This window comes from Kitasatospora sp. NPDC097605 (genome assembly GCF_040302725.1).
Lineage (GTDB): Bacteria > Actinomycetota > Actinomycetes > Streptomycetales > Streptomycetaceae > Kitasatospora.
Genome location: NZ_JBEOSF010000002.1, coordinates 360,720 through 378,079 on the forward strand (window position 1 = coordinate 360,720; position 17,360 = coordinate 378,079).

Annotated in this window: 14 protein-coding genes; 9 read left to right on the forward strand and 5 right to left on the reverse strand. The window is 72.9% G+C overall.

Annotated features, from left to right (window positions below):
- Window positions 1–54: 54 nt before the first annotated feature.
- Window positions 55–1,137, reverse strand: a complete 1,083-nt coding sequence (locus ABTX81_RS03620; protein WP_350541289.1) for an NAD-dependent epimerase/dehydratase family protein — start codon at window positions 1,135–1,137, stop codon at window positions 55–57.
- A gap of 249 nt (window positions 1,138–1,386) precedes the next feature.
- On the opposite strand from ABTX81_RS03620, the gene ABTX81_RS03625 reads away from it, so the two are divergent.
- From ABTX81_RS03625 to ABTX81_RS03645, 5 genes are all read left to right on the forward strand, one after another.
- Complete coding sequence (locus tag ABTX81_RS03625; protein ID WP_350541291.1) at window positions 1,387–3,069, forward strand: NAD-dependent epimerase/dehydratase family protein; 1,683 nt, start codon at window positions 1,387–1,389, stop codon at window positions 3,067–3,069.
- Window positions 3,070–3,346: 277 nt separating this feature from the next.
- A complete protein-coding gene (locus tag ABTX81_RS03630; protein ID WP_350541292.1) occupies window positions 3,347–3,679 on the forward strand; it encodes an NIPSNAP family protein in 333 nt (110 codons plus the stop codon).
- 44 nt (window positions 3,680–3,723) lie between these two features.
- The gene (locus ABTX81_RS03635) at window positions 3,724–4,626 is read left to right on the forward strand and encodes an SAM-dependent methyltransferase (RefSeq protein WP_350541293.1); all 903 of its coding nucleotides are present in this window, start codon (window positions 3,724–3,726) and stop codon (window positions 4,624–4,626) included.
- A gap of 191 nt (window positions 4,627–4,817) precedes the next feature.
- Window positions 4,818–5,810, forward strand: coding sequence for a sigma-70 family RNA polymerase sigma factor (locus ABTX81_RS03640; RefSeq protein ID WP_350541327.1), 993 nt, complete (start codon window positions 4,818–4,820; stop codon window positions 5,808–5,810).
- Window positions 5,811–5,985: 175 nt separating this feature from the next.
- On the forward strand, window positions 5,986–6,396 hold the full coding sequence (locus ABTX81_RS03645) for an SgcJ/EcaC family oxidoreductase (RefSeq protein WP_350541294.1): 411 nt from the start codon (window positions 5,986–5,988) through the stop codon (window positions 6,394–6,396).
- 111 nt (window positions 6,397–6,507) lie between these two features.
- Here the strand turns inward: ABTX81_RS03645 and ABTX81_RS03650 are convergent, their stop codons facing one another.
- Window positions 6,508–7,593, reverse strand: coding sequence for a hypothetical protein (locus tag ABTX81_RS03650; protein WP_350541295.1), 1,086 nt, complete (start codon window positions 7,591–7,593; stop codon window positions 6,508–6,510).
- A gap of 209 nt (window positions 7,594–7,802) precedes the next feature.
- Here ABTX81_RS03650 and ABTX81_RS03655 point away from each other — a divergent pair, with 209 nt between their 5' ends.
- The 4 genes from ABTX81_RS03655 (at window position 7,803) to ABTX81_RS03670 (ending at window position 12,744) form a co-directional block, all read left to right on the forward strand.
- Window positions 7,803–8,987, forward strand: a complete 1,185-nt coding sequence (locus tag ABTX81_RS03655) for an acyl-CoA dehydrogenase family protein (RefSeq protein ID WP_350541296.1) — start codon at window positions 7,803–7,805, stop codon at window positions 8,985–8,987.
- 38 nt (window positions 8,988–9,025) lie between these two features.
- The gene (locus tag ABTX81_RS03660) at window positions 9,026–10,249 is read left to right on the forward strand and encodes a phthiocerol/phthiodiolone dimycocerosyl transferase family protein (RefSeq protein WP_350541297.1); all 1,224 of its coding nucleotides are present in this window, start codon (window positions 9,026–9,028) and stop codon (window positions 10,247–10,249) included.
- Between the two features lie 25 nt (window positions 10,250–10,274).
- Window positions 10,275–11,324 (forward strand): LLM class flavin-dependent oxidoreductase, encoded by a 1,050-nt coding sequence (locus ABTX81_RS03665; RefSeq protein ID WP_350541298.1) that lies wholly within the window; start codon window positions 10,275–10,277, stop codon window positions 11,322–11,324.
- A gap of 220 nt (window positions 11,325–11,544) precedes the next feature.
- Window positions 11,545–12,744, forward strand: a complete 1,200-nt coding sequence (locus ABTX81_RS03670; RefSeq protein WP_350541299.1) for an acyl-CoA dehydrogenase family protein — start codon at window positions 11,545–11,547, stop codon at window positions 12,742–12,744.
- A gap of 175 nt (window positions 12,745–12,919) precedes the next feature.
- Here the strand turns inward: ABTX81_RS03670 and ABTX81_RS03675 are convergent, their stop codons facing one another.
- From ABTX81_RS03675 to ABTX81_RS03685, 3 genes are all read right to left on the reverse strand, one after another.
- Window positions 12,920–13,741 (reverse strand): SAM-dependent methyltransferase, encoded by an 822-nt coding sequence (locus ABTX81_RS03675; protein WP_350541300.1) that lies wholly within the window; start codon window positions 13,739–13,741, stop codon window positions 12,920–12,922.
- A 127-nt stretch (window positions 13,742–13,868) separates the two neighbouring features.
- A complete protein-coding gene (locus ABTX81_RS03680) occupies window positions 13,869–15,434 on the reverse strand; it encodes a GMC family oxidoreductase (protein ID WP_350541301.1) in 1,566 nt (521 codons plus the stop codon).
- A gap of 642 nt (window positions 15,435–16,076) precedes the next feature.
- Window positions 16,077–17,048: a hypothetical protein gene (locus ABTX81_RS03685; protein ID WP_350541302.1), complete on the reverse strand. Its 972-nt coding sequence runs from the start codon at window positions 17,046–17,048 to the stop codon at window positions 16,077–16,079.
- Window positions 17,049–17,360 lie beyond the last annotated feature (312 nt).

Here is a 17,360-nt window from a genome sequence, read left to right on the forward strand (position 1 = left end):
CACCCCTCCTCCGACGCCCGCCCCCACGGCGGACGTGCACGGGGGCAAAGACTGTCACGCGCCGTCCTCGACGAGCCAGCGCGGCACCGCCTCGGGCGTGCGCTCCAACCACCGCACATAGCGGTCGACGCCCTCCGCGACGTCGATCCGGGACTGCCAGCGCAGCAGCTCCCGGCACCGCTCCGTGGAGGCGTACCCCCCGAGCGGGTCACCCTCGGGGCGCGGGGTGACGATCCGGCGCGCGTCCGGGAAGTACGGCATGAGCAGGTCCGCGATCTCCCGCACCGCGGTCGGACGCCCGGTGCCCACGTTCACGGTCTGGCCGGCCATCCCCTCCTCGACGAGCGCGAGCGCCGTCGCCTCGGCCACGTCCTGGACGTGGACCATGTCGCGCACCTGGACGCCGCCCCCGTTCAGGCGCATCGGGCGGCCGAGCTTGGCCTGCAGCGACAGCCAGGGAACCATCCACGAGTGGCTGCCCGGCTTCGGGATCTGCGGGTCCCCGTAGACGGAGAAGTACCGCACGATCGCGTACTCCGCCCCCGAGGACGCCCCGAGCATCAGCCGGGTCTGGTGCTCCGCCCACAACTTGCCGTTGGCGTACACCGACAGCGGGAAGAGCGCCTGGTCCTCGTGGAACATGTGCGGCCCGGGGTCGTCGGCGGGGCCGTCGCCGTAGACCGAGGCGGAGGAGACCAGCACCAGGCGGCGCACCCCCGTCCTGGCCACCTCCTCCAGGATGACCTGGGTGCCCTGCACATTGGCCCGGAACGCGATGTCCGGGTTCCTGGTGCAGGCGGCCACGTCCGCGTAGGCGGCGGCGTGGACCACGTAGTCGGCGTCCCGGAGCAGGTCGGCGACCAACTCGCGGTCACAGATGTCACCGACGACGAGGCGGGCGCCGGTCTTCTCCGTCCCGAAGATCGTGTGGACGTCCTCGGGGTAGGCGTCCATCCGGTCCAGGACCGACACTTCGGCCCCGACCCGGCACAGCAGGGAGGTGAGCCGGCTGCCGACCAGGCCCCCGCCTCCCGTCACGACGATGCGGGCGTCGCGAAGCTTCTCCAACCGGGCTTCGACGCTCTCACCGGCGTCGGCTCCGGACTCGTTCAACGGCGCGTGCGATCCAGCGGACATCAGGGGGTTCCCTCCGTTAAGACGGCGAACTCTCGAATACGCGCTCACAAACAGCCACATGCTTCCCACGGAAGGTGGCGTGCCAGCCCAGCATCCTTGGGACACCAACCGTGACGCCAGTGCGGTTTCGGCACTCTTGCCAGCTCCCGGCGCGATCCGTACTGTCCGGAATCGATAGCACCCGCAGCATCGGCGGGCTCCCTGAGTGCCATTAAGTCCCCTACGTCCCACCCGTGAAAGGGAACAAAAGTGACGAGCCATCAGCTCAGCGGAGTGGTGATGACCCACCCCAAGCGCCGGCCGGCCGCCGAGCATGTGGTCCAGACCTCTCCTCCGGGCGCGCTGCGCGTCGTCATGGACCCGGATCCGACCGGAACGCCCTCGGTACTGCGCACCGCGCTCGCCGCCTGGGAGGCCATCGAGGACGGCGCAACCCACCAACTCGTGATCCAAGACGACATGCTGTTGTCCGAATCGTTCTTCGAACGGGTCAACGACGCCGTCGCGGCGATGCCGGACGCGGCGCTGGCGCTGTTCGCCCTGTGGGACTCCCGCAACGGGGCCGCGATCCGCTTCGGCGCCATGGCCGGCGCCCGCTGGGTCGGCGCGGTCAACGAGTACTTCCCGTGCGTCGCGATCGTACTGCCGAGGGCCGTCGCCGAGGGCTTCGTTCGCTACGGCCGACAGCGCCTCGGCGCCTGGCCCGACGACATCCTGATGCACCGCTACCTGACCGACCACGGCGTCCCCCGCTATGTCTCCGTCCCCAACCTCGCCGAGCACCAGGACCACGGCTCGATCTCCGGCAACGCCTTCCGGGGCCCGCGCCGCTCGGTCTGCTTCCTGCCCGGCGACCGGCCCGGCGACGAGGGACACCGGCTGACCGGCCTGAGCGTCCTGCCGTTCTTCAAGTACGGCGTGGCACGCTGCGCGGTGCGGGTCGCCGGCCCGGGCCCCGAGCGCTGGCTGCACATGGACTGCGAGCAGTACCTGCGCGGCCTGGAGCTGCCCGGCGCGCTGCTCACCCCGCCCGGCCCGGAGTCGGACGCGCCCGACGTCCGGGGCACCTGGCTCACCGCGCTCGCCATGGGCCACGAGGCTGCCCGCCTCGGCCTGGCCCCCGACGGCTCCGGCCCGGCGGTGCGCCCCGAGGTCTACGCCGAGGCGATCGCCACCATCGGCCCGGGCGGCATCAGCAACACCAGTACCGAGGAACGGATCGCCGAACGCCGCGAGGCCCTGGAAGCCGTGGCACGACGCGCCCTGTCCGCCGGCCACGAGGCCGCCGACCGCCCGGCCCCCCGCCGCCCCCGGCGCCCCACCGGCCCCACCGTCCGCGGCGGCGCCTCACCGCTCGGCGAGCACCTCACCCGGCGCCTCGCCGACCTGGCCGGCCCGGACGCCCCCCTCGACGCCGTCCTCGACCTGACCGGCCTGCGCGAGGGCTCCCCGGCGCGGCGGTTGACCATCCACCTGCCCGACGACCCGCGCCCCTACACCCTCGCCGTCGGCGAGGTCTACGGCCCCGGCTGCTCCCGCGACACCCTCATCGGCCGCATGGTGTGGGACGCCCTGCGCAGCCTCCCCATGACCATCCCCGGCGCCCCCGAAACCGAGATCCACCCCCTCTACGTCGACGACCTCGCCGACGCCGTCCTCACCGTCCTCCACACCCGCCCCACCGCCCACTCCCTCACCGCCGCCGACGAAAAACCCACCACCCTCGCCGAGTTGGCCGACACCATCCACGCCGCCGTCCGCCCCGTGCCGGTCCTGACCGGGCCCTCGGGGGCCGAACCCGCCGCCGCCTCACCGGACTTCACGGATGGCCTGCGCCCGCCCGGCTGGGCGTCCGCGACCGCACCGGCGAAGGGGCTGCACGCCTTCTCCCAGTGGCTGGCGTACGAGGGAACCCTGCTCACCGTCGTCTGACCCCGCCGGCCGGCCCCGCGTCCCTCCGCGCGGGGCCGGTCCTCCGGGTCCGTTCCCCCTGCGCGGTTCGGGGGCGGATGGCGACGGCCCCGTAGCAGGAGGCTCATCGTCCAGAGCGCCCGTTCCGGCAGAGCATGCACGAAGAAGGCCGGCTCCCGCGCCGGGGCTAGGCTTCCCGGCGGAGCGCTCGAACCGGCCCGGGTCCGTTCCGGGGCCGCCGCTCGCCCTCCCTCCGTGCGGCAAGGGCCACGACACAGACCTCGGGAGCGAACACGGCATGATCTACGAGCTGCGCGAATACACCGCGGTCCCCGGCCGGATGCCCGACCTGATCCGCAGGTTCAACGAGCACGCGCTGAAGGGGCTGGCCAGGCACGGGATGGAGGTCGTCTTCATCTCGCTGACCGAGTTCGGTACCAACACCATGAACGAGATCGTCTACGTCCTGAGGTTCGACTCCTACGACGAGCTCGAACGCAAGTGGAACGCCCTGCTCGCCGATCCGGAATGGATCGAGGCCAAGCGGCTCAGCGAGGTGAACGGTCCCCTCGTCGCCTCGCTGGGGCGCCGGATCCTCACCGGCAATCCGTTCACCCAGGGCCGGCCGTGAACATCCTCGCCGACACCACCGCGCGCGAACCCAAGGAGAGACGCATGACCGAGTTGAAGGTGCTCAACGGAAGCGTCGGTCAGAGCGCCATATTCATCGCCTGCTCCCGGCGGATGGAAAGCCGCCGCCCCGACGCGCTGTTCCAGGACCCTTTCGCCGAGGCGATTCTGGAGATCCTGGCCGACGATCCCACCCTCGCCAGGATCGCCGCGGCGATCGGCCGGAGTATGGACAGCGACGAGAAGTTCACCACCGACTACTTCGCCGTCCGCACCCGGTTCCTGGACGACGGCATCCGGGCCGCGCTGAGCGGCGGGGTCCGGCAGGTCGTCTCCCTCGGCGCCGGGTTCGACGGCCGCACGCTGCGGCTGGCCTGCCCGGAGGGCACCGACTGGTACGAGGTCGACCTGCCCGAGGTGGTCGAGCCGAAGTCGGCGCTGGTCGCACGGTCCGGCCTCACCCCGACCTGCACGCGCCACGACGTCGTCGCGGACCTGTCCGGCGACTGGGTGCCCGCGCTCCTCGCCGCGGGCTTCGACCCGGACAGGCCCACGGTCTGGCTCCTCGAAGGGCTGGTGTTCTATCTGGCCGAGAGCGCCGTGGAGAAGCTCGTGACGGCGATGACCGCCCTGTCCGCGCCGGGAAGCGCGCTCCTGCTGGAGCATCTGGCGGTCAGGATGCTCGGCGAGGCGGGCCGGGAACTGCGCGAGCTGAACCGCACCTACGGCATCGAGTGGCTGTCCGCGCACGACCAACTCGCCCCGTGGCTGGCCGGCCACGGCTGGGACGCCGAGGTCTTCGCCCACGACGACCGGCGGATCGGGCACGGCCGCGCGGTGGCGGAGAGCCCGGCGATGTGGCTGGCCACCGGCGTGCTGGCCGCCTCCTCCGGGCCCGCCGGCGCACCCGCCGCACCCGCCGCACCCACGACGCCCACGACGCCCTGACGTCGGCTCGGCCCGGGACCACGGGAGGCGGGGGCCGGTTCGGCAGGACACCGGGCCGTCCCCCGTCACCCCATACACCACCGCGATGAACTCCTCCCACGGTTCGTCAGGAAGCCGTCCTCTGCGGTAGATCAACTCACACCACGGGCCGTCCTCCAGTACGGTGTCCTCGGTCGGAGCAGAGAAGGAGCCTGCGCGTGACGACGAAGGAAGAAGGCTTTGATCGCCTGATCGAGCCGTTCCGGCCGGAGCTGCTGGCGTACTGCTACCGCATGCTCGGCACCGTGCACGACGCCGAGGACCTGGTCCAGGACACGTACCTGAGGGCGTGGCGGGCGCGGGAGCAGTACGACGATTCCCTCAGCTCGGTGCGCACCTGGCTCTACCGGATCGCGACGAACGCCTGCCTGACCGCCCTGAAGGCGCACGGCCGGCGGCCGCTGCCGTCGGGACTGGTGGCGGAGTCGGAGCCGCTGGCCCCGCTCGTCCTGGGGGACGACGTGCCGTGGCTCCAGCCCCTGCCGGACGCGCTGCTGAAGACGGCGGATCCGGCCGGGGCCGTGATCGACCGCAGCAGCCTGCGCCTGGCGTTCGCCGCCGCCCTGCAGCACCTGTCGGCGCGGCAGCGCGGTGCGCTGATCCTGCGGGACGTGCTCGGCTTCTCCGCTTCCGAGGCGGCGGAGATCCTCGGCAGCACCGTCGTGTCGGTGAACAGTTCCCTGCAGCGGGCGCGGACCAGGCTGAAGGAGGTCGGGATCCGGGACGAGGGCCTCAGCGAGCCGCCCGAGCTGGAGCAGCGGGCCTGGATCGAGCGCTACATGAAGGCCTTCGACAACGCCGACGTCGAGAGCCTCAAGCGGCTGCTCACCGAGGACGTGCTCATGGAGATGCCGCCGATGCTCAACTGGTTCTCCGGCCGCCACAACTACGGCCTGTTCATGGAGTGGGTCTTCGACAAGGCCGGGACGGACTGGCGGTTCAGGACCGTGGCCGCCAACGGCCAGCCGGGGTTCGCCGCCTACTGCCGTGATGGGGACGGCTACCGGCTGCACACGCTCCAGGTCTTCACCGTCACCGCCGCCGGCATCAGCCGGACGTCGGTGTTCCAGACGGCCGAGGTCTTCGCGCCCTTCGGCCTGCCGGCCGCGCTCGACGCGCGGGGCCTGCCCGTCACGGCGTCCTGAGCCCGGATCCACCGGTCCGGCACCGCCCGGCACCGCCCGGATCCGGGCCCCGGCCCGGCCGCCGGACCGGTACCGAAGTTTTTTCCGCGGGCGCGATGAGTTCCGGCCCCGCCGTCGGTATGTATTCACGAGTTCGCCGGAACGTCCGGGCGAACCGATCGCAAGGGAGATTCCAATGTCGGACATTCGTGCGGATGACGTCGCCGCCATCGAGGCCGTTCTCGCCGACTCGTACAAGGCGTGGGAGGCCGGCGACGCCGACCGCATGGTCGCCAACTACACGGAGGACGCGACCGCCATCATGACCGGCTCGTACCGCGACAGCCGTGACGTGATCCGCGAGAACATGGCCCTCGCGTTCGCGGGGCCGCTCAAGGGCAGCTCGACCTCCAACAAGCAGATCAGCCTGCGCTTCCTGGGCCAGGACGCCGCGATCCTCGTCAGCGAGTCCGCCATCCTGTTCGGCGGCCAGACCGAGGCTCCGGAGGAGGGCAAGGTGACGGCGACCTGGGTGCTGGAGAAGCGCGACGGCCAGTGGCTGATCGCCGCCTACCACAACAGCCCGAAGCTGGCGCCCGCGCAGTAGGCCCCTCTCGCTGACCGGCAGTCACCACGTGTAGCGGCGCGGGGCTCCGGCATCGCCACCCGCGATGCCGGAGCCCCGCCGTCCGCCACCGGCCCGCGGGGGCCGGGTCGGTCACAGGGCCCGGAGCTCGCGCCGGTAGTGAAGGGCCGCCGGCGGGTGCTCCCACACCCCCGGGTCGCCTTCGACCACGACGGGGATCGCCTGGATCATCGGTGCGGCAATGGCGTAGAAACCCGGTGTGGTGGGGTCGTCGGCGTAGTGGAGCCGGTTGTCCCGCGTCGAGGCGCTGGCGACCACCGTCGTGCGCAGCGAGGGGCGCCCCTCGATCTCGATGTACCAGCAGGTGTCCGCGGTCACCTCGGCGGGCTTGAGGTCCTCCCCGCAGTAGAAGATGCCCTCCGAGCGGTAGAACTCCTTGCCGCCGCTGATCCCGGACATCCGGATCACCCGGCCGCCGAGCGTCCCCGCGCGGATGGACGGCCCGTTGGACCGCTCGATGTCCGCGGGAGCGACCAGCTTCAGGCTGCTCGTCTCCACGGAGTCCAGGACCACTCCCATGTGCCGGGCGACGTTGCGGATGGACACCGAGTGGTAGCGCTCCAGCCCGGTCATCAGGAACTCCTCGCCCAGGGCGGCCTGATCGAGGGGCTTGCCGAAGCCGAACTGGTCGAACAGGCCGCTGCCCACGAAGTCGGAGCGCCAGATCTCCTTCATCGTGATGTGTTCCACCTCGCTGCACAACCCGGACAGCGTCGTGACCAGCCGCTCGCCGATGAAGTCGCCGTTCACGCCGGTGGCGTACAGCGTCGCCCCACCGGCCTTGGCCAGCTGCTCGAAGCGCTCCAGCGCGCCGTCGTCCCGGTAGCGCAGGCCCTCGTAGGCGAGGGAGGTGACGACGTTGATCCCGGCCTGCAGGAGCGACAGGATGTCCTCGTCGGTCCGCTTCCAGTCAACGGGGTCCAGCGGCGCGTACAGCACCACGTCGGGGCGCGCGGCGACGAGCGCCGCCGGGTCCGCGGCGACCTCCACCCCCAGCGGGCCCATCCCGAGCACCTCGCCCACGTCCCGGCCCACCTTCTCCGCCCGGTACCCCAGGGCACCGACGAGTTCGAGCGAGTCGAGCCTGACGACCTCCCTGATCGCGGCTCCTCCGACCTGGCCGATCCCCCAGACCGCTACCCGATACGGCTCACGCATTTCGTCCTCCACCCACGAATGGTCCGATGACAGCCGGGACAGTGCGACTGTTCCACCGAACCGGCTCGCCGGAGTTCTCCGGGCTTGCCCTGTCGGCGACGGCCCGGCTCCCCCGGGCGACAGGGCAACCACGAAGATGGGGGCCGCGTCGCGCCGTCCTACCGTCGGAACCGCCCAGGCTTTCCCACCTTCACCACCCAGGAGCAGACGTGACGACCCTCGGGGCACCGCAGCATGACGAACTCGTCGGCCGGGCGACGGAACTGGTCCCGCTGATCCGCAAGCACGCCGCATGGCAGGAGGAGCACCGCGTCCTGCACGACGACGTGCTCCGGGCGGTGGTCGACGCCGGCCTGCTGCGGATGCGGGTCCCGCACCGCTACGGCGGCTACGAGTCGGACGCCCGCACCGTGTGCGCCGTGATCTCCGAACTCTCCCGCGGCGACGGCTCGCTCGGCTGGACCTCGGCCACGATGGCCATCGGCACCTGGCAGACGGGGCTGTTCCCGGACGAGGTGCAGGACGAGGTCTTCGCCGACCCGGACGTCCGGCTCGGCGGCAGCATCAGCCCGGGCGGCGTCGCCGTCCCGACCGAGGGCGGAGTGATCCTCAACGGCAGGTGGCCGTTCTGCACCGGTGTCACGCAGAGCCAGTGGTTCGTCCACTCCGCCCTGCTGGCCGCCGGGGACGGCGAGCGCGTCCCGGTCATCATCCTCGTCCCGGTGTCCGAGCTGGAGATCGTCGACGACTGGTTCACCTCGGGCCTGCGCGGCACGGGCAGCGTGACGACCGTCGTGAAGGACCTGTTCGTCCCCGAGGCGCGCGTCCTGCCGATGACCCCGGTGATCCGCGAGGGCCGGCACCGCTCACTGAAGAACGCCGACTCCCCGGTGTGGAAGTCCCTGTTCTCCCCGATCGCCTCCGCCGGCGTCAGCGCCGTCCCGCTGGGCATGGTCCAGGCCGCGCGCGAGGTCTTCTTCGAGCGGCTGCCCACCCGGAAGATCACCTACACCGACTACAAGCGCCAGATCGACGCCCCGCTCACCCACCTGCAGGTGGCGGAGGCTGCCGTGAAGATCGACGAGGCCGAGTTCCACGTGCGCCGTGCGACCGAGCGCCTGGACGGCAAGGCCTCGACCGGCGAGGGCTGGACCCTGGTGGAGCGGGGCCTGGCGCGCATGGACATGGGCGCGACGTGCATGCGCGCCAAGGAGGCGATGGACATCCTCAGGACCGCCAGCGGCGGCTCCTCCGTCTACTCCGACGTGCCGATCCAGCGCATCGACCGGGACATCCAGACCATCTGCCTGCACGGGGTCCTGCACCCGAACACCAACCTCGAACTCTACGGCCGCATCCTGTGCGGGCTGGAGCCCAACTCGCACCTGATCTAGCGCCTCGCCGTGACTCCGGACGTACGAAAGGTCTTCCCATGACGGGCGAGCGCCGCTCCCTGACGTTCTTCGAGTCCCTGTTCCACTCCCGGCGCGTCGGTCCCGTCGTGGCGAGCGTCCGCCTGGCGGGCCGGGTGGACGTCCCGGTCATGGACCGGGCCGCCCGGCTGCTGCAGCGCGACTACCCGCTGCTGCGCTGCTCCCTGCTCCGGACCGGTGACGACGTCGCCCTGGTGCTGTCCGACGAGGCGCCGGGGCTGGCCGTCGCCGCGCCGGACGGCAACTCCCTGGCCGACGAGCTGAACGTGCCCCTCCCCGGGGACCGTCCGCTCAGCCGGATCTCGCTGTCCCGGACCGCGGATTCGGCGGTGCTCAGTCTCGCCGGCGACCACGCCGGCACCGACGGCCGGCTGAACACCCTCCTGCTGCGCCGGCTGCTCGGCTACTACACCGACCTGTCGCGCGGCGTGGAACCGGCGCCGAGCGGCAGGTCCGCGTTCGAAGGGTCGCTGGAGGAAGCACTGCTCGCGGCGTACGCACCGGGCCCGGTGCGGCTTCCGGCCGAGAGCGCTCCGCCGCTGACGCTGGCCGGCGAGCCCGGCGAACCGGGCCCGCAGCGGGTGCACGGCCTCGGCTACGGGCGGGACACGACGGCGGCGCTGGTCGCCGCCGCCCGCAAGGGCGGGATCTCCCTCACCGGCCTGCTGGCCGGAGCCCTGGCCTGCGCGGTGCGCGCCCGGTTCCCCGGTGCCGGGCCGATGCCGGTCGCGGCGGCCTTCGCCGTCGACCTGCGCCCGCGCGTCACTCCCCCGATCGCTCCGGACGCCCCGTACTGCTGTGTGGCGCGGCTGGTGTCCGCCACCGACGTCGGCGCCGGTGACCGGCCCGTCGAGGTGGGCCGTCGCATCGGCAGGGGACTGAAGGCGCTCCTGGAACAGGAGGAGATCCAGCACCGGCTGGTGGCCCAGCGGCTGGCCGGCACGCCCACGCCGCTCCCGCCGATGTCCTTCATGGTGTCGAACATCGGCGTCATCGAGGACTTTCCCGTGCCCGACGGCCTGCGGATCACGGACAGCCGCTGGGCCGGCACGTCCCGCGGTCCGGTTCCCTCGCTCTACGGATCGACGGTGGACGGCAGGCTCACCCTCGACCTGGTCCACGACACGGCGTTCCACAGCGCCGAGGTGATCGGCGATGTCATCGGCCACTTCGAGGCCTCCCTGATGTCGGCGGCCTCGGACGCCGGCGCCGAAACCACCTGACGGCGTCCTCGCGAACGGAGTTCCTGTGAACAGCGGTTTGAAGACCAGGCCCGGCCTGGCGATCCAGGCCGGGACGGTGCCCCTGGCGGTCCGGACGGCGGTCGAGGCCGAACGGCGCGGGCTGCCGTCGTTCCACACGAGTGAGTTCTACGACCGCTCGGCGGTCGTGACGCTCGCCGCCGTGGCCGGGGCCACCTCCCGGATCCGAATCGGGTCGGCCGTGGCCTGGGCCCTGGCCCGCACGCCGGTGACCCTCGCCACCGAGTTCCGGTCGCTCGCGGAACTCGCTCCGGGCCGGGTGCAGTTGGGTCTGGGCACCGGCAACCCGCAGGTGATCGCGGACTGGCACGGCCTCGACGAGCCCCGCCCCGCCGCCCGGCTGCGCGAACTGGTACCGCTGGTCCGCAGGATCTGGGAGGTCGGAACGACCGCGGTCGACCACGACGGCGCGTTCTACCGCTGCCGCATCCCGGTCGACCCCCTGCTCCAGCCCTGGCCCGAGCCGGCGGACCCGGCGGCCGGCGACAGCCGTCCCCGGATCCTGGTGGCGGGCGGCCGTCTGCCGATGATCCGCACCGCGGGCACGGTCGGTGACGGCCTCCTGGGCCAGCCCATCTTCAGCCCGGCCTTCGTCGAGGAGGTGGTCCGCCCCGCGCTCGCCGACGCCGCGGACCGGGCCGGCCGGGAAGCCCCGGTGCCGATCACCGGGATGATCACCTGCGCCGTGAGCGAGAACGCCGAGCGGGCGCGGACCCTCGCCGCGGTGCAGATCGGCGTGTTCGCGATCCTGCCCTCGGCGGCGCCGCTGATCTCCTTCCACGGCTTCGGGTCCGAACTCGCCGCGATCCGCGAGGCGTTCGCACGGCGCGACATCCCGGGCGTGGCGGCCGCCGTCTCCGACCGGATGCTCGACACGCTCACCGTCCACGGCACGCCCGCGGAGGCCAGGGAGCGGTTCGCGGCCGTCTTCGACGGCGTCTACGACGAGGCCCTGATGTTCACCGCCGGCAAGGGCATGCCGGAGGGCGGCTTCGAGGAGAGTCTGCTGGGCGTCTGCGAGGCGTTCGGGGACTGACCCGGCGCTCGGCTTCGCTGTCCCCGGGGCGGCGGACGTCCCCGGCACCGCGGTGGTGCCGGGGACGTCCGCCGCCTTCGGCCTGCCGGCCGGGCCGTCCGAGAGAGCACGCTGGGAGGAGTCGGCTCCCGGCGGCCCGCCCGACACTGGTGTCCACTCCCGGATACCCGCCCCGTCAGCGGTGGCGCGCGGCTCGGACCGGATCGAAGGAGCGAACCCCATGAACGACCGTCTGAAGCGGAACCGGCTCCCGGAGTCCGCACCCACCCCCGAGCAGAGCGAGTGGCTCGGCCGGGTCGACCGGATCGCCCCGGTCGTCGAGGCGCACCGGGACGCGGCGGAGCGCGACCGGCAGATGCCGCGGGAGGTCTACGCGGCCCTGCGTGACGCCGGCTTCACCCGGATGTGGGTCTCCCGCGCCTTCGGGGGCGAGCAGGTCTCGCTGACGGCCGGCATGTACGCGCTGGAGGCGCTGGCCCGGCTCGACGCCTCGGTGTCCTGGCAGATCGGCGTCCAGGGTGCCATCGGCCGGCTGTCCGACTACCTGCCGGAGGAGACCTCCCGGGAACTGTTCCTGGACTGCGCGGGCTTCGCGGTCGGCGGGGTCAAGCCGTCCGGCCTGGCCGAACCGGTGGACGGCGGCTGGCTGCTGCGCGGCGAGTGGGCGATGGGTTCCGGCTCGGCGCACGCCGACTGGCTGGTCTGCACGGCGCTGGTCTGCGAGGACTGGCAGCCCGTGCAGACCCCGGCCGGCCCGGACATCGTGATGCTGTTCGTGCCCGCCTCCGAGGTCCGGTTCGAGGACACCTGGTACTCCGTCGGCCTGCGCGGCACCGGCAGCAACCACTTCCGGGTCGAGGAGCGGTTCGTCGCCGACGCGTACGCCGTCCGCAAGGGCCGCATGGTGCAGGCACCGCCGGAGCGGGACTCCCGGGCCTACCCCGTCGGGTACTTCGACTTCGGACCGTTCTCCACCGCGCCGGTCGCGCTCGGAGTGGCACAGGACGCGCTGGACGCGTTCTGGACCACGGCGCACGCCAAGACGCCGGCCAGCGGCACCCTGAAGCTGGCCGCCAACCACGTCGTCCAGGAGCGGTTCGGGCGCGCCGAGGCGGCGCTGTACTCGGCGCGGCTGCTGCTGTTCGAGGCGGCCCGGCAGGTCGAGGAGTCCGGTACGGCCGGCGCCGACCTCAGCGCGCTGGTGCGGCTGGCCTCCGCCACCGTCGGCGAGGCCGCGACGGCCGCGGTGGACACCGTGTTCACGCTGGCCGGGACGTCCTCGCTGTACGCCTCCAGCCGGCTGGAGCGGGCCTTCCGCGACGTCAACGCGGTGGCCAAGCACATCGCGCTCTCCTACTCGCACTTCGAGACGGTCGGCGCCTACCTGCTCAGCGAGGAACCGCTGGTGATGCGCCGGTAGGGCGCCTCCGTTCCGCGACCCCGGCCCGCCGAACGGCCGGGGTCGCGGCATTCGGGTCCGCAGGAGGGCCGCAGGAGGGCCGAGGGAGGGCTCTCCGCGCGGCCGGACCCGGAAACGCCGCGAGCCGTACCGGGCCGCCTGGGCGGTCCGGTACGGCTCGCGGCGGGGCGGGGCGTCAGGCCTTGCGTGCCAGCCCGCACCACATCGGCATCGGCCGCGGGCCGGACTCGCCGGGCTCGGGCCTCCAGTCGGGCAGTTCGGCCACGCCGGGCTCGACCGGCTCCAGGCCGGCGAAGTACAGGTCGGCGGCCTCCTGCCTGGTCCGGCGCACCACCGACTCGCCCCACTGCTGGTTGAGCAGTTCGAAGGCCTCGTCCATCGCGGCGTCCTCGCCGACCCGGGCGAACTGGGAGAACGCGACGTGGCTGCCCGCGGGGACGGCGTCCACGATGCGCTTCATCAGCTCGGCGGGGCCCTGGTCGTCGGGGAAGAAGTGCAGGATGCCGAAGAGGATCACGCCGATCGGCCGGTCGAAGTCCAGCACGGTCCGCGCCTCGTCGAGGATCCGGTCGACGTCCTTCATGTCGGCGTGCAGGTAGCGGACCTCGTCCTCGGGCAGGTCGGCCAGCAGGTGACGGGCGTGCGCCACCACCACCGGGTCCTTGTCCACGTACACGGTGCGGGCGTCGGGCGTGACGCTCCGCGCCACCTCGTGGGTGTTCTCCATGGTGGGCAGGCCGGTGCCGATGTCGAGGAACTGCCGGATGCCCGCCTCGGCGGCCAGGTGGCGCACGATCCGGACCAGCGCGCCGCGCGCCGCCCGGATGTCCACCGCGACGTCGCCGCCCGGCCAGGAGGCGAACGCGTACTCGGCCGCGGCCCGGTCGGCCGCGAAGTTCGCGGTGCCGCCGAGCATCAGGTCGAACACCCGGGAGACGTGCGGGACCTCGGGATCGACGCCCGGGATGTTCCCGGCGGCCGCGTTTTCCACTGTCATCGACGTTCCTTTCCGAAATGCCGCGCCGGAGCGGCACGGATGCTTTTTCCGGTGACGAGAGAATCGTCCCAGCAGGGGCCGCGCCGGCATTACTCCGAGAATGCCCGGCGCGTTTTCCGACGGGATTTCAGACGGCCCGCAGCGCCTCGGCGATCCGCTCGCCGATCAGTACGGTGGTCAGCGCGGTGTTGGCGCACACCATCGACGGCATGACCGAGGCGTCGGCCACGTGCAGGCCGCTCACGCCGCGGACGGCGCCGAACTGGTCCACCACCGCGTCCGGGTCGTCGGCCGGGCCCATCCGCAGGGTGCCGGCCGGGTTGAAGGCGGTGTCGACGGTGGTCTCGACGTACTCGCGCAGCAGTTCGTCGTCGCCGACGGTCCTCTCGTCCAGCGCGACCACCCGCTCGGCGTGCGCGCCGATCCCGGCCGAGTTCGCCAGCTGCCAGCAGGTGCGCACCGCCTCGGCGAACAGGCCGAGGTCGCGCCGGTCGGTGAGGTAGCCGAGGTCGATGTGCGGCGCGGTGCGCGGGTCGGCGGAGGCGAGGGTGACCCGGCCCCGGGAGTGCGGGCGGCGGACGACCGCCATGATGCCGAACACCCCGTCGGCGCCGGCGGCGGCGCGCAGCTGGGGGAAGTGGTGGGCCAGGTCGAAGTGGTTGACCATCGCGTAGTACATGTCGTTGAAGCGCTCCGTGCCGCCGACCGGGGCCGGGGCGGTGCTGCGCAGCACGATCTGGCCGGTGGAGGCGCTCTCGTCCGCCGCACCGGGCCGGGGGGTCAGGAAGACCCCGATCCGCGGCTGGTCGACCAGGCCTTCCCCGACGCCCGGCAGATCGGCCCGCAGGGGGATGCCCAGCTCGGCCAGGTGCCCGGCGGGGCCGGCGCCGGAGCGCAGCAGGATCGCGGGCGAGCCGACCGCCCCCGCCGCGAGCACGGTCCGGCGCGCCGTCAGGACGCGCTCGGTGCCGCCCTCCAGGATCCGCACGCCGCGGGCGACGCCGTCCTCGATCAGCACCCGGTCGACCAGGGCGCCGGGGACGACGGTCAGGTTCGGGCGGCCGGCGGCGGGCCACAGGTAGGCCATGGCGGTGGAGACCCGCTCGCGGGCGTCGCGGCGGTTGGACGGGATGGGGCCCACGCCGGTGGACAGCGGATGGTTGTGGTCGGCGGCGTACGGGTGGCCCGCCTCCAGACAGCCCTCCAGGAACAGGCGCTGCACGGTGGTGAGTTCCTCGGGACGCCAGCGCCGGACCGGGATCGGGCCGCCGGTGCCGTGGTGCGGGTCGGTGCCGAAGTCGAGGTCGTCCTCGATGGCGCGCAGCCGGGGCAGCGCCTCGTCCCAGCTCCACGCCGGGTTGCCGAGGGCGGCCCACTCGTCGAGGTCGGCGGGGGTGGGGCGGATCATCACCGTGTTGCCGACGGCGGAGGAGCCGCCGGTGACCTTGCCCAGCGGGAAGGCGGTGCGGCGGTCCGCGGTGAGCCGCGCGGACAGGCCCCAGCCGTGCCGGGCCAGCGGCATCGCGTTGCCGTTCAGCAGGTCGCCGGGGGTCTGCTCGCGGGTGGCGTAGTGCGGGCCGGCCTCGACGAGGGCCACCCGCCGGGTGCCGTCCTCGCTGAGCCGGGCCGCGACGACCGCTCCCGCGGTGCCCGCGCCCACCACGATGTCGTCGAAGTGATCCGAGCTGATCATGACATTGCTCCCCCGTCGGTGCCAGAATTCCCCGCACCGTATCTCCGGGAGCCCCGCGCGGGCTTCTCGCCCATTGCCCCGCGACGGTGCCCGGAATTCGGGAACGGGCGCATTTACCGCGCTGCGGGAATCGGCTCGTCCGGGCGGCCGGAAAAGGCATTCTCGGAGAAGCGGGGGCGGCGGCTCAGGGGCGACGCTCGGCACGGGAGGTGGGTACCGGTGGGGATGACGGTGCTCGGCGGCGGAATGCGGCGGTGGGGCCGGCGGTCCTGCCGCCGGGCACCGTGACCGCGTCGCGCGTCAGCAGCCGGCCGTCGGCCTCGGGAGCCGGCGCGTCGCGCGGCACGAAGGCGGCCTCGCCGCCCTGCCGTCCGCCGCCGAAGGCGCTCACCGCGGACGTCTGCTGCGAGGCCCAGGTGTGCGGCATGATCCTCGGAGCCGGCGACGACCCGGAGCGCGCCCGGCAGTCGGTGGCCCGGGCGGCGGGCCCGGCCGGCCCGAGCCCGCGCGGCGCACACCCGTACGACGAGCCGCCCGCGCGACGGAACGGCGGCGGGCCCGGCCCCGAGGGACCGGACCCGCCGCCGCCGGCGCAAGCGGTGCGTGCCAGGACGCGCCTCATCAGCCGTGCCAGGACGCGCCTCAGCCGTTCCAGGGCGCCGTCGGCCACCAGATGTAGCCGAGCCTGCCGAGCAGCCGGACGTCCCAGTAGATCACCGTGAACGCGCCCGCCACCAGGAACGCGGAGGCGGTCAGCGTCGCCGCCCGGCCCGGCTTGGTGGCCAGCCAGCGCTGCACGGGCGCGCCGAGGGCGAAGGACAGCAGCAGGAACAGCAGCGCCATCACCAGGATGTTGCCGATCGACTGCAGCGAGAACGCCACCGCCCCGTACAGCGGGTTGTGCTCCACCGCCGCATGCCGGAACAGGTTGCGGAACAGCGGGTAGGGGCGGCCGATCAGGAAGCCGCCGACCAGCGCGCCGACCAGCACCAGCGGGGCGTTCGGGAACCGGGCGGCCACCCGCTCCAGCGGGTCGGGCAGCACCCCGGCCGCGGCCAGTCCGATCACCAGCATCACCAGGCCGACCAGCCCGTACACGATCATCGCCTGGAGCATCCGCGGCGAGATCGACCCGTGCACCGGCGCGGTCGAGAACTGCGGCATGCGGGTGCCGAACAGGCCGACCAGCACCCCGTAGCCGGCCGAGACCGGCAGCATGCCGACCGTCAGCCAGCCCAGCGGACGCAGCGCGTGCACCAGTCGCTGGCGCCGGGTCAGGCTCATCTGCCCGACCAGCGGACCGACCGCGCCGAACACCGCCACGTTGCAGGCCGTGAACGAGCCGGCCAGACCGGAGACGAAGGCGAACAGCACGCCGGCGGAGATGCCGCCCAGCGGCGTGTTCCTGGCGTCGTGACCGAGCAGCTCGCTGGCGGCGCTGAAGCCGATCTTGTCGTCGACCAGCTCCGAGGACCAGGCGTAGGCGAGCAGCAGCCCGCCGAGCAGGCCCAGCAGGACGACCAGCGCGCGGCGCCGCGGGAACAGGCCGTTGACGAACAGCGAGGTGGCGCGCGGGGGCGCCTTCACCGTCCGGCCCGTGATGGTTTCGGTCACGTGGGGTCTCCTCAGCTCACTGGCCGGGCCGGCCCTGACGAGGCGTCAGACACCGGTGTGCGGGGGGCGTCACAGAGTGTCGGGCATCGACCCGGCCGGATGACTACTCCCGTGTTGCCCGGCATCGGCACGGTGGGAGAAGCACAGCGCCCCCGGGGTCCGAAGCATGTGGCCGGAGAGCGGCGGCCCTCCGGGTGCGCGGAGGGACGAAGGACGCTCGGACCATGCCGCGCTCGGCAGGCTCGGCCGGCCGGAACTCCCGGGCGGCCGTGGTCGCCGCGAGCGACTTCCCGAACCAGCCCGCCTGCTCGC